Annotated in this window: 15 protein-coding genes; 12 read left to right on the forward strand and 3 right to left on the reverse strand. The window is 55.8% G+C overall.

Annotated features, from left to right (window positions below; genetic code table 11):
• The 7 genes from FDX01_RS23805 to mdcH form a co-directional block, all read left to right on the forward strand.
• The coding region (locus FDX01_RS23805; RefSeq protein WP_249360970.1) for a triphosphoribosyl-dephospho-CoA synthase at positions 1–564 on the forward strand (564 nt) is incomplete at its 5' end.
• Positions 546–845, forward strand: coding sequence for a malonate decarboxylase acyl carrier protein (mdcC, locus tag FDX01_RS12995; RefSeq protein WP_062775705.1), 300 nt, complete (start codon positions 546–548; stop codon positions 843–845). The genes FDX01_RS23805 and mdcC, both read left to right, overlap by 19 nt.
• On the forward strand, positions 838–1,671 hold the full coding sequence (locus FDX01_RS13000) for a biotin-independent malonate decarboxylase subunit beta (RefSeq protein ID WP_115257326.1): 834 nt from the start codon (positions 838–840) through the stop codon (positions 1,669–1,671). The genes mdcC and FDX01_RS13000 overlap by 8 nt, the downstream gene beginning before the upstream one ends.
• Positions 1,671–2,471 (forward strand): biotin-independent malonate decarboxylase subunit gamma, encoded by an 801-nt coding sequence (mdcE, locus tag FDX01_RS13005; protein ID WP_137399892.1) that lies wholly within the window; start codon positions 1,671–1,673, stop codon positions 2,469–2,471. Before FDX01_RS13000 ends, mdcE begins: the two co-directional genes overlap by 1 nt.
• Positions 2,472–2,592: 121 nt before the next feature.
• Complete coding sequence (locus FDX01_RS13010; RefSeq protein ID WP_115257328.1) at positions 2,593–3,552, forward strand: AEC family transporter; 960 nt, start codon at positions 2,593–2,595, stop codon at positions 3,550–3,552.
• A 3-nt stretch (positions 3,553–3,555) separates the two neighbouring features.
• On the forward strand, positions 3,556–4,173 hold the full coding sequence (locus FDX01_RS13015; RefSeq protein WP_137399888.1) for a malonate decarboxylase holo-ACP synthase: 618 nt from the start codon (positions 3,556–3,558) through the stop codon (positions 4,171–4,173).
• Positions 4,174–5,070 carry a malonate decarboxylase subunit epsilon gene (gene mdcH, locus FDX01_RS13020; protein ID WP_137362540.1) on the forward strand — a complete coding sequence of 299 codons (897 nt, stop codon included), beginning with the start codon at positions 4,174–4,176 and terminating at the stop codon, positions 5,068–5,070. It begins immediately after the preceding gene.
• 83 nt (positions 5,071–5,153) lie between these two features.
• Here the strand turns inward: mdcH and FDX01_RS13025 are convergent, their stop codons facing one another.
• Together FDX01_RS13025 and FDX01_RS13030 are read right to left on the reverse strand one after the other, a co-directional pair.
• Entirely contained in the window at positions 5,154–6,086 is a 933-nt protein-coding gene (locus FDX01_RS13025; protein ID WP_117342446.1) for a LysR family transcriptional regulator, read from the reverse strand.
• Positions 6,087–6,102: 16 nt separating this feature from the next.
• Positions 6,103–8,007 (reverse strand): ABC transporter ATP-binding protein, encoded by a 1,905-nt coding sequence (locus tag FDX01_RS13030; protein WP_115257332.1) that lies wholly within the window; start codon positions 8,005–8,007, stop codon positions 6,103–6,105.
• 131 nt (positions 8,008–8,138) lie between these two features.
• Here FDX01_RS13030 and kefG point away from each other — a divergent pair, with 131 nt between their 5' ends.
• From kefG to slyD, 4 genes are all read left to right on the forward strand, one after another.
• Positions 8,139–8,690, forward strand: coding sequence for a glutathione-regulated potassium-efflux system ancillary protein KefG (gene kefG / locus FDX01_RS13035; protein WP_170974775.1), 552 nt, complete (start codon positions 8,139–8,141; stop codon positions 8,688–8,690).
• Positions 8,690–10,495, forward strand: coding sequence for a glutathione-regulated potassium-efflux system protein KefB (gene kefB / locus FDX01_RS13040; RefSeq protein ID WP_137399890.1), 1,806 nt, complete (start codon positions 8,690–8,692; stop codon positions 10,493–10,495). Before kefG ends, kefB begins: the two co-directional genes overlap by 1 nt.
• 9 nt (positions 10,496–10,504) lie before the next feature.
• On the forward strand, positions 10,505–10,705 hold the full coding sequence (locus FDX01_RS13045) for a YheV family putative zinc ribbon protein (RefSeq protein ID WP_005121675.1): 201 nt from the start codon (positions 10,505–10,507) through the stop codon (positions 10,703–10,705).
• A 94-nt stretch (positions 10,706–10,799) separates the two neighbouring features.
• The gene (gene slyD / locus FDX01_RS13050; RefSeq protein ID WP_137399891.1) at positions 10,800–11,417 is read left to right on the forward strand and encodes a peptidylprolyl isomerase; all 618 of its coding nucleotides are present in this window, start codon (positions 10,800–10,802) and stop codon (positions 11,415–11,417) included.
• Between the two features lie 113 nt (positions 11,418–11,530).
• Here the strand turns inward: slyD and FDX01_RS13055 are convergent, their stop codons facing one another.
• Positions 11,531–11,749, reverse strand: a complete 219-nt coding sequence (locus FDX01_RS13055; RefSeq protein WP_003023639.1) for a protein SlyX — start codon at positions 11,747–11,749, stop codon at positions 11,531–11,533.
• Between the two features lie 231 nt (positions 11,750–11,980).
• Here FDX01_RS13055 and fkpA point away from each other — a divergent pair, with 231 nt between their 5' ends.
• The gene (fkpA, locus tag FDX01_RS13060) at positions 11,981–12,799 is read left to right on the forward strand and encodes an FKBP-type peptidyl-prolyl cis-trans isomerase (RefSeq protein ID WP_115257336.1); all 819 of its coding nucleotides are present in this window, start codon (positions 11,981–11,983) and stop codon (positions 12,797–12,799) included.
• The last annotated feature ends 28 nt before the right edge of the window (positions 12,800–12,827 follow it).

Below are 12,827 nucleotides of genomic sequence, written 5' to 3' on the forward strand. Positions count from 1 at the left end.
ATTTGGGCACTGGGATTGTTGGTGAGCGCGGTGGCAATGCACGGTGGTACCGCGAGTGCACAGCAGGTCGCGGCGACTGCCGCCGAGCTGGCAAAACTGCCGGATGCCGCCGCACCCAAAGTGTTCAGCAAAGGGCTGCGTGCGACGCACCGTTATCAGGTGCCGGGTGCACGTGAAGAGGCACAGCAGGCTTTTCCGCATGTGATGCAGCGTGCGCTGCCGCAACTGCGTTTAAGCCGGTTTAACGGCAGCAGTGAAACGCACGCCAGACTCGACGCGCTGATGGCGATCATGACCTCGCTGACCGATACCTGCGTGCTCTCTCGCGCAGGTATGGAAGGGCTGGATGCCATGCAGGACGGTGCCCGTGCGGTGCTGAATGCTGGCGGCAGCGCTCATCCAGCAGGTCAGGCGGCATTGGCCGCACTCGATAGCCATATGCTGGCGCTGAACGCCTCGCCGGGCGGGGCAGCAGATTTACTCGCCGCCACCTTGTTCATCGACCGCATCGATTCGCCCTATACACGAAGTATTAAGAGGATGTTATGGAACACATTACGTTAACCGTACCGGCCAGCCGCACCTTAAGCGGTAAAGCGCTGGCAGGCGTTGTGGGCTCCGGGGATATGGAGGTGTTATTCACCGCCGACCAGAGCCAGACGTTAACCATTGATATCACCACTTCTGTCGATAACAGCCGTAGTCGCTGGGAAGCGTTGTTGAACCGTCTGCAAACGGTCAGCAGCCTGCCTGCGGGAAAACTGACGATCCACGACTTTGGCGCAACCCCAGGTGTTGCACGTATTCGTATCGAACAGGTATTTGAAGAGGTGAGCCATGCGTGATGACAGCAGTTTTATCGAATTAAAAGCACGTCAGCGTGCCCACGCGCTGCTTGATGAAGGCAGCTACCGCGAACTGCTCGACCCATTTGATGGCGTGATGTCGCCTTGGCTTGGCGCGCAGGGCATCGTTCCGCAGTCGGATGACGGCATGGTCGTTGCTAAAGGCACCATCAACGGCAAACCGGCCGTGGTGGTGGCGATTGAAGGCGCATTCCAGGGTGGCAGCATGGGTGAAGTGTCCGGTGCCAAAATGGCGGCGGCGCTGGAGCTGGCGGCGGAAGATAACCGCAACGGCATCCCAACTCAGGCTGTTTTAAGCCTGGAAACCGGCGGCGTGCGTTTGCAGGAGGCCAACCTTGGCCTGGCGGCGATTGCCGATATTCATGCGGCGATTGTTGACCTGCGTCGTTACACCCCGGTAGTCGGCATTGTCGCCGGTACCGTGGGCTGCTTTGGCGGGATGTCTATCGCTGCGGCACTGTGTAGCTACCTGATAGTGACCCGTGAAGCGCGTCTGGGGCTGAACGGCCCGCAGGTTATCGAGCAGGAAGCGGGGATTGAAGAGTATGACTCCCGTGACCGTCCGTTTATCTGGAGCATGACCGGTGGTGAAATTCGCTACCAAAGCGGGCTGGTGGAAGCGCTGGTCGGCGATGGCGTGAACGCCGTGAAAGCGGCAATGAACGACGCGCTGGCAAAAGGCGTACCGGCAAAACACCGCACCGATAACTACGACTGGTATCTCGACCGTTTAACGAATTTCGACACACGTAAACAGGCCGATACCGAACAGATTCATGCGCTTTTCGCCCGGGAGGTGAAATGATGAGTAACTCAATAAGCCGTGGCGAATTATGGCTGGAAACCCTCGTACCGAACGCTAAACGTATTGCCGGGCTGTGCCCGTCCGTACAGGCCGCTGATGGTGAACTGAACGGTGAAACGGTGCGCTTTATTGCCGTTGTCCCGGATGCCAATAACCATTACCCACGTGCTGCTGGCGGTGAAGTCGGTCTGCTGGAAGGCTGGACACTGGCGAAAGTGGTGAGCGAAACCATCGCAGCCGACGCCAATAACGCGGTGAAACGTCCGATTGTGGCGGTGATTGATGTGCCAAGCCAGGCATACGGCCGTCGTGAAGAAGGCTTCGGTATTCACCAGGCGCTGGCCGGTGCTGCGGCGGCGTATGCCAATGCGCGTCTGGCGGGCCACCCGGTCATTGGCCTGATTGTCGGTAAAGCCATGTCCGGTGCCTTCCTGGCACACGGTTACCAGGCAAACCGTCTGATTGCGTTCAACGACAACGGTGTGCTGATTCACGCAATGGGCAAAGAATCTGCTGCACGTATCACGCTGCGTTCCGTTGAGGCGCTGGAAAAACTGGCGGCAACCATTCCGCCAATGGCGTACGACATCAGCAACTACGCCACGCTGGGGCTGCTGGAAAATCTGCTGGATATCAGCAACCCAGATGCGCCATCTGCAAACGATCTGACGCAGGTTAAAAACACCCTGCAGCAGGCCATCAATGACGCTCGTCAGGATCCAACGCTGAAAAGCCGTCTGGGCGCTGACAATCGCCGCAGCTCTGCCCTCGTACGCGAACGTATGCGAGCAAGCTGGTAAGTAAAAAGAGACCTGCCAGATATAAGGCTCCGTGGGCGCTTTCGTGCGCTCATGCGGGCCGCTGCATCTGAAAAATAATAATCATCGCGACAGTGCTAACTTTTTAAATTACAGGTGAAATATGACTTACGTAATTGTTCATGCTCTTGCTCCGATTTTCGTCATCATGCTACTAGGATTCTGGGCCGGGAAGGCCAAAATGGTGGACAACAAAAACGTCTCCCTGCTCAATATCTTCGTGATGGACTTTGCATTACCCGCTGCGCTGTTTAGCGCGACGGTACAAACCCCATGGGCCGGTATTGTTGCGCAGTCGCCGCTGATTGTGGTGCTGACGTTGGCAATGTGGATTACCTATGCTGTCATCTACTTTATGGCGACCAAAGTCTTCAAAAAATCTCCGCAGGATGCCGCCGTGCTGACGTTGACCGTCGCGCTGCCAAACTACGCGGCGCTTGGCTTGCCGATTCTTGGTAGCGTCCTCGGTGAAGCGTCATCAACGTCGCTTTCGGTTGCCGTGTCTATTGCCTGCGGTTCCGTGCTGATGACGCCGTTCTGCCTGCTGATTCTGGAGCGTGAAAAAGCGCTGGCAGCAGGTGGAAATACCGGCTCCACACTGTCAATGCTGCCGGTATTGATGTGGCGCTCTATCAAGAAACCTATCGTGATGGGCCCGCTGTTGGGGGTTATTCTCTCGGCGATCGGCATCAAAATGCCGGAACTGGTACTGGCGGCCATTAAACCGCTGGGCCTGTCTGCAACCGCCGCCGCGCTGTTCCTGACCGGGGTTATCTTGTCTGCCCGTAAACTGCAGATCAATACCGTGGTCATTACGTCGACTATTACCAAGCTGCTGATTCAGCCTGCAATTGCCTGGGGCATCGTGCTTATCTTCGGTCTGCATGGCTCCGTAGCCATTACCGCTATTCTGATGATTGCGCTGTCTGCCGGTTTCTTCGGTGTGGTGTTCGGTAACCGCTTTGGCGTGCAGTCACCGGATGCAGAAGCCGTGCTGCTGTTGAGCTCAGTCCTGTGTATCCTGTCGCTGCCGCTGTTTATCTCGCTGACTTCAGGAATGTAAATCATGACCTCAACATTACGCCCACACGATCTTATCTGGCTGAATGCGCGTGACGCGCTGGAAGAGACCACGGAATCCTGGGTGGATGACGTTTGGCATACCGGCCTGCCGGTGGTTGTGCGGCGTGATGTTGACGAGGCGGGGCGTATCCCCGTCGGTGTGCGCGGCATGAAGCGCTGTCAGCGGGCGGCGGGTTGGGTGAATCCTGATGCCGTCACCCGCGTCTGTACCCCGGAGTCGCTGGTTGACCCGCAGGCGATGCTGCGTTCACCGTTTATCTCTCAGCCACCGGTTCAGGTGGCTTTGTTGCTGTCACAGCAAGCGTGGCCGTGGACATGGGGTATTACCGGCAGCACCGGTTATGCGCTGGCGACCGGGATCCCGGTGATTCATGCCAGTAGCGATCTGGATTTGCTGATCCGTGCCCCGCAGGCGCTATCACGCGAGGTGCTGGAAAAATGGCAGCAACAGCTCACGGACGGTCTGTGCCGTGCGGACACTCAGGTAGAAACGCCGTATGGCGCGTTTACCCTAAACGAATGGCTGCGCGACGGCAGGGCACTGTTAAAAACATCGCAGGGGCCGCGGTTGGTGAGCGACCCGTGGAGCAGGGAGGAGTAAATGAAAATTCTGTTCACCTTTCCGGGACAGGGAACCCAGCATCCAGAGATGCTGCATAACCTGCCGGGAACGGAATTGGCGCTGGCACGTGAAGTGCTGGGTGCAGAAGCGGATACGCTGGATTCCCCTGACGCATTGCAACACACCCGGGCGGTACAGTTAGCGCTGTTGATTGCCGGGGTTGCCTGGGCGCGCGAGCTGGAACGCCGCGGCGTTTCACCAGACATTGTGAGCGGGCTGTCGATTGGTGCATATCCGGCAGCGGTGGTGGCCGGGGCGCTCGACTTTACCGACGCGCTTAAACTGGTGGCGTTGCGCGGTGATTTGATGGAGCAGGCCTATCCACATGGCTACGGCCTGACGGCGATCATGGGGCTGACGTTATCGCAGGTGGAATCGCTGGTGGCGGGTAGCGGAACGTATATCGCCAACCTCAATGCCGAAACGCAGATTGTGATTGCCGGGACTGATGAGGCAATGGCTGGAGTGGCAAAACGGGCGTTGGAGAAAGGGGCGAGCAAAGCACATCGTCTGGCGGTTAGCGTACCGTCACACTGCGAACTCCTGGCAGAACCTGCGCAAAAATTGGCAGAGGCGTTTAGCCAGGTGACACTTTCTCGTCCTCGCTACGCTTATCTCAGCGGCAGCACTGGACGCGTGCTGTGGCAGCCGGAGCGCATTGCTGACGATTTGGCGATGAATATGGCGCGCACCGTGCGCTGGCAGGAGGCGGTGGTCTCCGCCAATGAGCGTGAAGCCCGGCTGGCGATTGAAATGCCACCCGGCGGTGTGTTGACCTGCCTAACGCGTCAGGCGGCGTGGGAAGGAGAGTCAATTTCGCTCGAACGCAGCGGCGTGGACGTTGCTGTACATCTGGCGAAACGGCTGCGTGCATAGTGGTATTGCCTGATGGTGCTGCGCTTATCGGGCCTACAAAATCGGTAGGCCGGATAAAACGCGTTAGCGTTGCCATCCGGCAATCAGGCTCCGCTCTTCAAACTCCGCGCATACATCCGCCCTTCGGCAGCTAACGCCAGCAAACTCGGGTCGCGCTCGCGGTTGCGGGCAAAGACAATCGCGATAAGTTGCTGCATCTGATAGGGCTCGGACAGCTTTTGCAGCTTCACGGTATTCTCATACATCTTCTTCATTCGCCCTGGCATCAAACAGAATCCAACCCCTGCCTGCACCAGACTGAGCATCGAGAAAATATCGTTCACGCGAGTGACGATTGAAGGCTCAAACCCGGCGACATGAAACGCTTCCTGGAAGCCCGCATAGGTGGCAAAGCCTTCCGCCAACGAGACGAACTTCTCATTGCGATAATTGCGAAGATCCGCTGTTTTGCTGGGATCCAGCGCTGCCGTGATCGGTGCAGCAAGGTAGATGTCATCGTGGAACAGCGGCAACACTTCCAGACTGTTACGGTCGATCTCGCTTTCAGAGATCGAGATCAGAATCGCATCCAGGGTACCGCTCTCCAGCATATTCAGCAGGGCTTCGTTTGATCCCATCGTCAGATCCATTTCCAGATCCGGACGACGTAGCTTCATACCCATAATCAGGCGTGGCACCGTTTCCAGCGTTAACGAGTAGAGCGTGCCGACACGCAGACGGCCCTGACCGACGCCCGCCGTTTTGCGCGTCTCTTCCAGCCCACGTTCCATCAGCTGGGTCACTTCCTGACAGTACTCCAGCAGCGTCCACGCCGCCGGTTGCGCAATCAGGTTACGCCCTTTGTGTACAAACAGCGGACAACGAACGTTCTCTTCCAGCGTATGCAGCGCCCGATGCACGCTCACGCCGCTGATATCCAGCGCCTCGGCGGTACGGGCGATGTTGCCCTTCTCCATAAAGGTCATGAAGATGGTCAGTTTGCGGAAGGTAATATCGTCGGTGATTGATAAGTTCATCGTCCGCCTTTCGTGGTTAGTCGTTCTGCAGCATCTGCTCAAGTTGCTCTTGCGCGTCCAGCCAGGCCATTTCACACTCTTCCAGCCCCGATTTAGCGCTGGCTTGCTGTTGTAAACATGCGGTCAGTTCGGCCTTGCGGCTTTGGTCGTACAGCTCGCTGTCACCGAGTTTTTCTTCCGCTTGTGCCAGCTGTGCCTGCAGCTTCTCCATCTCTTTTTCGAGACGGGTAATCTCTTTACGCAGCGGCTGGGTCAGGGTGCGCAGTTCGGCTTCACGGCGCTTCTGGTCTTTACGCGCCTGGGCGCTGTTGACGCTCTCTTTTGCCGGTTCATCGCTCTGACTTTCCTGCTTTTGTACGTCGCTCAGCCACTGTTGATAATCTTCCAGATCACCGTCGAACGGCTCAACTTTTTTATCATGAACCAGATAGAGATCGTCGGTGGTGGAGCGAATCAGGTGACGGTCGTGCGACACCACCACCAGTGCGCCTTCAAAATCGATCAACGCTTCGGTCAGTGCCTGGCGCATGTCGAGATCCAGGTGGTTAGTCGGTTCATCGAGCAGCAGCAGGTTCGGACGCTGCCAAACGATAAGCGCCAGTACCAGTCGTGCCTTTTCACCCCCCGAGAAGCGAGCGGTCTGTTCGGTGACTTTATCGCCCTGGAAGCCGAAGCCGCCGAGGTAATCACGCAGCTTCTGTTCTAACTCCTGTGGCGCCATGCGGGCCAGATGCTGAATGGGCGATTCATCCGCGCGTAAAAACTCCAGCTGATGCTGGGCGAAGTAACCGAGCTTAATACCTTTCGCCAGACCGATTTCACCGCTAATCGGCGCCAGTTCTCCTGCCAGCAGTTTAATCAGTGTGGATTTACCCGCGCCGTTACGGCCTAACAGGCCGATGCGTGACCCTGGTACCAGGTTCAGCTTGATGGAGTCGAGAATAATGTTCTCGCCATAACCTGCGCTGACCTTCTCCATTTTCAGCAGTGGGTTAGGCAGGCTTTCGGGTATGCGGAAGCTGAAGTGAAACGGGTTATCAACATGGGCCGGGGCAATCAGCTCCATGCGTTCCAGCATCTTGATACGGCTCTGCGCCTGCTTGGCTTTGGTGGCCTGCGCCCGGAAGCGGTCAATATAGCTTTGCAGATGCGCCACGCGCTCTTGCTGGCTTTCGTACATCGCCTGTTGCTGTGCGAGGCGAGTGGAACGCTGTACTTCAAACGCGCTGTAGTTCCCGGTGTACTCGAACAGGGTTTGCTGTTCGATATGAATAATCTTATCCACCACCGGATCGAGGAAGTCACGGTCGTGGGAGATCAGGATCAGCGTACCCTGATAGCTTTTCAGCCATCTTTCCAGCCAGATTACGGCGTCGAGATCGAGGTGGTTGGTCGGTTCATCAAGCAGCAGCAAGTCAGAACGGCAAATCAGCGCCTGAGCCAGGTTAAGACGCATACGCCAGCCACCGGAGAAATCGCTGACCGGGCGTTCAAGTTGTTCGTTAGAAAAACCGAGGCCGTGCAGCAGGCTGGCGGCACGCGAGCGCACGGTCCAGGCGTCGATGGCGTCCAGTTTGCCGTGCACGGTGGCAATCGCATGCCCGTCGTTACGTTCGTTGGCCTCGTTCAACTGTGCTTCCAGTTGACGATACTCGCGGTCGCCGTCAATGACGTATTCCAGCGCAGGCTGAGCAAGCGCGGGCGTTTCCTGATTTACCCAGGCGAGCTGCCAGTTACCTGGGTATGTAAACCCGCCAGCGTCGGCGCTGATTTCATTTTTCAGCAATGCCAGCAGGGTAGATTTACCGCAGCCATTCTTACCCACCAGGCCCACTTTCTGACCTGGATTAATGGTGGCCGTGGCATTTTCCAGCAGGACGCGCACGCCGCGACGAATTTGTAACGAGGAGAAAACAATCATAAGGCGCCGTATGTTCAGACTATGTTAATTTATCATTATGATAATGTAATGTGTGGGCGGTTTGCCGCACCGAGGCGCAATGGTAGCCCAAAACGCCGAAAATAGACAAAGACATAACCGGGAGGGGGATGATGTTCCAGCCAGCGAAAGTTTTGCTGCTGTATGCCCATCCGGAATCTCAGGACTCGGTCGCGAACCGGGTGCTGCTTAAACCGGCCATGCAGCTCAGTAACGTTACCGTGCACGATCTTTATGCGCACTATCCTGATTTTTTTATCGACATCCCGTATGAGCAGGCGCTGCTGCGTGACCATGATGTGATTGTTTTTCAGCATCCGCTGTATACCTATAGCTGTCCAGCGCTGCTCAAAGAGTGGTTTGACCGTGTGCTGAGTCGTGGGTTTGCCAGTGGGCTGGGAGGAAATCAGCTGGCGGGAAAGTACTGGCGGAGCGTCATCACCACCGGTGAACCCGAAAGCGCGTACCGCTATGACGCGCTGAACCGCTATCCAATGAGCGATGTGCTGCGCCCCTTTGAGCTGACAGCCGGTATGTGTCGAATGCACTGGATGAGCCCCATCATCGTTTACTGGGCCAGACGGCAAACGAAGCAGGAACTGGACAGCCATGCCAAAGCGTATGGTGAATGGCTGGCAAATCCAATCCCTGCGGGAGGCCGCTGATGGAAGGTTCTGATTTATTGACTGCGGGAGTGCTGTTCCTCTTCGCGGCGGTAGCGGCGGTGCCGCTGGCGTCAAAACTGGGTATCGGCCCGGTGTTAGGGTATTTGCTGGCAGGGATGGCGATTGGGCCGTGGGGATTAGGATTCATCAGCGATGTGGATGAAATTCTCCATTTCTCCGAGCTGGGTGTGGTCTTTCTGATGTTCATTATTGGGCTGGAGCTTAACCCGGCCAAACTGTGGCAACTGCGGCGCTCTATCTTTGGCGTCGGAGCCGCGCAGGTGATGCTCAGCGCGGTGATTTTGGCCGGGCTGCTGATGCTAACCCACTTCTCCTGGCAAGCAGCCGTGGTGGGGGGGATTGGTCTGGCGATGTCGTCCACTGCGATGGCGCTCCAGTTGATGCGGGAAAAGGGGATGAACCGCAGCGAATCCGGACAGCTGGGCTTTTCGGTACTGCTGTTTCAGGATCTGGCGGTGATCCCGGCATTGGCGCTGGTGCCGTTATTGGCGGGCTCTGCCGATGAGCATTTTGACTGGATCAAAGTGGGCATGAAGGTGCTGGCTTTTGCTGGCATGTTGATTGGTGGACGCTATTTGCTGCGCCCCGTTTTCCGCTTTATTGCGGATTCCGGCGTGCGGGAAGTGTTTACTGCCGCCACGCTGTTGTTGGTGCTCGGTTCTGCTTTATTCATGGACGCGCTGGGGCTGTCGATGGCGCTGGGGACGTTTATCGCCGGCGTGTTGCTGGCGGAAAGCGAATACCGACACGAGCTGGAAACGGCTATCGATCCCTTCAAGGGGCTGCTGTTGGGGCTGTTCTTTATTTCTGTGGGGATGTCACTCAATCTTGGCGTGCTGTATACCCATATCCTGTGGGTGGCGGTAAGCGTTATTGTGCTGGTGGTGGTTAAAGCGCTGGTACTGTATGTGCTGGCGCGCCTGAATGGCATGAGAAGTTCGGAACGGATGCAGTTTGCCGGGGTATTAAACCAGGGGGGCGAGTTCGCGTTCGTACTGTTTTCAACTGCGTCCTCGCAACGACTGTTTCAGGGCGATCAAATGGCGCTGCTGCTGGTGGCCGTCACGCTATCGATGATGACCACGCCGCTATTGATGAAGCTGATTGATAAATGGCTCTCCCGCCAGATTAACGGCCCGGATGAAGAAGATGAAAAACCCTGGGTGGAAGACGATAAGCCGCAGGTGATTGTGGTGGGATTTGGCCGCTTTGGTCAGGTAATTGGGCGTTTGCTGATGGCGAACAAAATGCGTATTACCGTGCTGGAGCGGGATATCAGCGCGGTGAACCTGATGCGTAAATACGGTTATAAGGTGTATTACGGCGATGCCACGCAGGTGGAACTGTTACGTTCTGCCGGTGCAGAAGCGGCACAATCGATCGTCATTACCTGTAACGAACCCGAAGATACGATGAAGTTAGTGGAATTGTGCCAACAGCATTTTCCACATTTGCATATTCTTGCGCGCGCGCGCGGACGAGTAGAGGCGCATGAGTTAATACAGGCTGGTGTGACACAGTTTTCCCGCGAAACCTTCTCCAGCGCACTGGAGTTGGGGCGAAAAACGCTGGTGTCATTGGGGATGCACCCGCATCAGGCGCAGCGTGCCCAGCTGCATTTTCGTCGGCTGGACATGAGCATGTTGCGGGAGCTGATCCCTATCCACACAGATACGGTACAAATCTCTCGAGCCCGAGAAGCCAGGCGCGAACTGGAAGAGATTTTCCAGCGTGAAATGCAGCGAGAGCGACGTCAGCCGGACGGCTGGGATGAATTTGAGTAGAGGATAACTATGGCAATTCGTAAACGTTTTATTGCAGGTGCAAAATGCCCATCCTGCCAGGCGCAGGATTCACTGGCGATGTGGCGCGAAAATAATATCGATATTGTTGAGTGTGTTAAGTGTGGTCACCAGATGCGGGAAGCGGATAAAGAAGCCCGCGAGCACGTTCGCAAAGAAGAGCAAGTAATAGGGATTTTTCATCCGGACTAGCGATATGCCGCAGCTTTTTTTAAGCTAGAGGGTACACAGGTGCAGAATTCCGCTACAATCTGCGCCACTATTCTTTCCATGCTCAGGAGATATCATGAAAGTAGCAAAGGACCTGGTGGTCAGCCTGGCCTATCAGGTACGTACAGAAGACGGTGTGTTGGTTGATGAGTCTCCGGTGAGTGCACCGCTGGACTACCTGCATGGTCACGGTTCCCTGATTTCTGGCCTGGAAACAGCGCTGGACGGTCACGAAGTTGGCGATAAATTCGATGTTGCTGTTGGCGCAAACGACGCTTACGGTCAGTATGATGAAAACCTGGTGCAGCGCGTGCCGAAAGACGTCTTCATGGGCGTTGACGAACTGCAGGTTGGCATGCGTTTCCTGGCGGAAACCGACCAGGGTCCAGTACCGGTAGAAATTACCGAAGTGGAAGACGACCACGTCGTGGTTGACGGTAACCACATGCTGGCTGGCCAGAATCTGAAATTCAACGTAGAAGTTATCGCTATCCGTGAAGCAACCGAAGAAGAACTGGCTCACGGCCACGTTCACGGTGCAAACGACCATGACCACGATCACGAACATGGTCACGATGGTTGCTGCGGCGGTCACGGCCATGACCACGATCATGGTCATGAACACGGCGGCGAAGGCTGCTGCGGTGGCGGCGGTAAAGGCAAAGGTAACGGCGGCGGCTGCGGTTGCCACTAATCGGTATGATTGCCTGATGGCGCTACGCTTATCAGGCCTACCGTAGGACGGATAAGACGTTTACGTCGTCATCCGGCACAAAAAAAGCGGGGAAACCCCGCTTTTTTTACGTCTTAATAATGCGGTGGTGGCGTCTCTTCAGACTGCGACGCAATATGGGATGGCTGCGTTGCTTTAAGCTTCTCCGTCAATAGACGCAGATGATCGCGCAGTTTAGCCATTTCCAGTTCGTGAGCGGTGACCGTCACGTTGAGTTCTTCAATGGTGATTTCCTGAAATGCCAGGCGACTTTCCAGCTCAGCCAGGCGGGTTTCCATCGTTGTATCCTGCATGATTCACCTCTTCTGTTATTTCCGGCAGATCGCGGACTGCGGCGAATTTTACTCAACTTTGTCTGTTTGCACAGCACTCATTCCTTCGCAACGAAACTAATTTAAACAAAAAGAGTCTGAAAAGTGGTGATAATAGGGCGTGCCCGTATGTTGATTTGTTCTGCAACGCTTTATAGTACATTTTTGTCTTAGTTAACCCTGGGGTGAGATGCCCCGGCCCTGGAGAGATGGATGAAATCACTGTTTAAAGTAACGCTGCTGGCGACCACGATGGCCGTAGCTCTACATGCCCCGATCACCTTCGCCGCCGATGCTGCGAAACCAGCCGCTACTGCTGACAGCAAAGCCGCATTCAAAAATGACGACCAAAAATCTGCTTACGCGCTGGGCGCGTCTCTGGGTCGTTACATGGAAAATTCCCTGAAAGAACAGGAAAAACTGGGCATCAAACTGGATAAAGACCAGCTGATCGCTGGTGTTCAGGACGCGTTTGCTGATAAGAGCAAGCTGTCCGACCAGGAAATCGAGCAAACCCTGCAGGCGTTCGAAGCGCGCGTGAAGTCTTCCGCTCAGGCGAAAATGGAAAAAGACGCGGCTGATAACGAAGCCAAAGGTAAAGTGTACCGCGAGAAGTTTGCTAAAGAGAAAGGCGTTAAAACCTCTTCTACTGGCCTGGTCTACAAAGTAGAGAAAGCAGGTACTGGTGAAGCACCGAAAGACAGCGATACCGTTGTAGTGAACTACAAAGGCACACTGATCGATGGTAAAGAGTTTGATAACTCTTACACGCGTGGTGAGCCGCTCTCTTTCCGTCTTGACGGTGTTATCCCAGGCTGGACCGAAGGTCTGAAAAACATCAAGAAAGGCGGTAAAATCCAGCTGGTTATTCCACCGGATCTGGCATATGGCAAAACCGGCGTTCCGGGTATCCCGGCAAACTCCACGTTGGTGTTTGATGTTGAGCTGCTGGACATCAAACCGGCCCCGAAAGCCGACGCTAAACCAGATGCTGCCCCGGCTGAAAAAGCTGCAGACAGCAGCAAAAAATAAGTTACCTAAAACCGCCGCCCACAGGGCG

Source organism: Citrobacter sp. wls613, assembly GCF_005281195.1.
Classification (GTDB): Bacteria; Pseudomonadota; Gammaproteobacteria; order Enterobacterales; family Enterobacteriaceae; genus Citrobacter; species Citrobacter gillenii.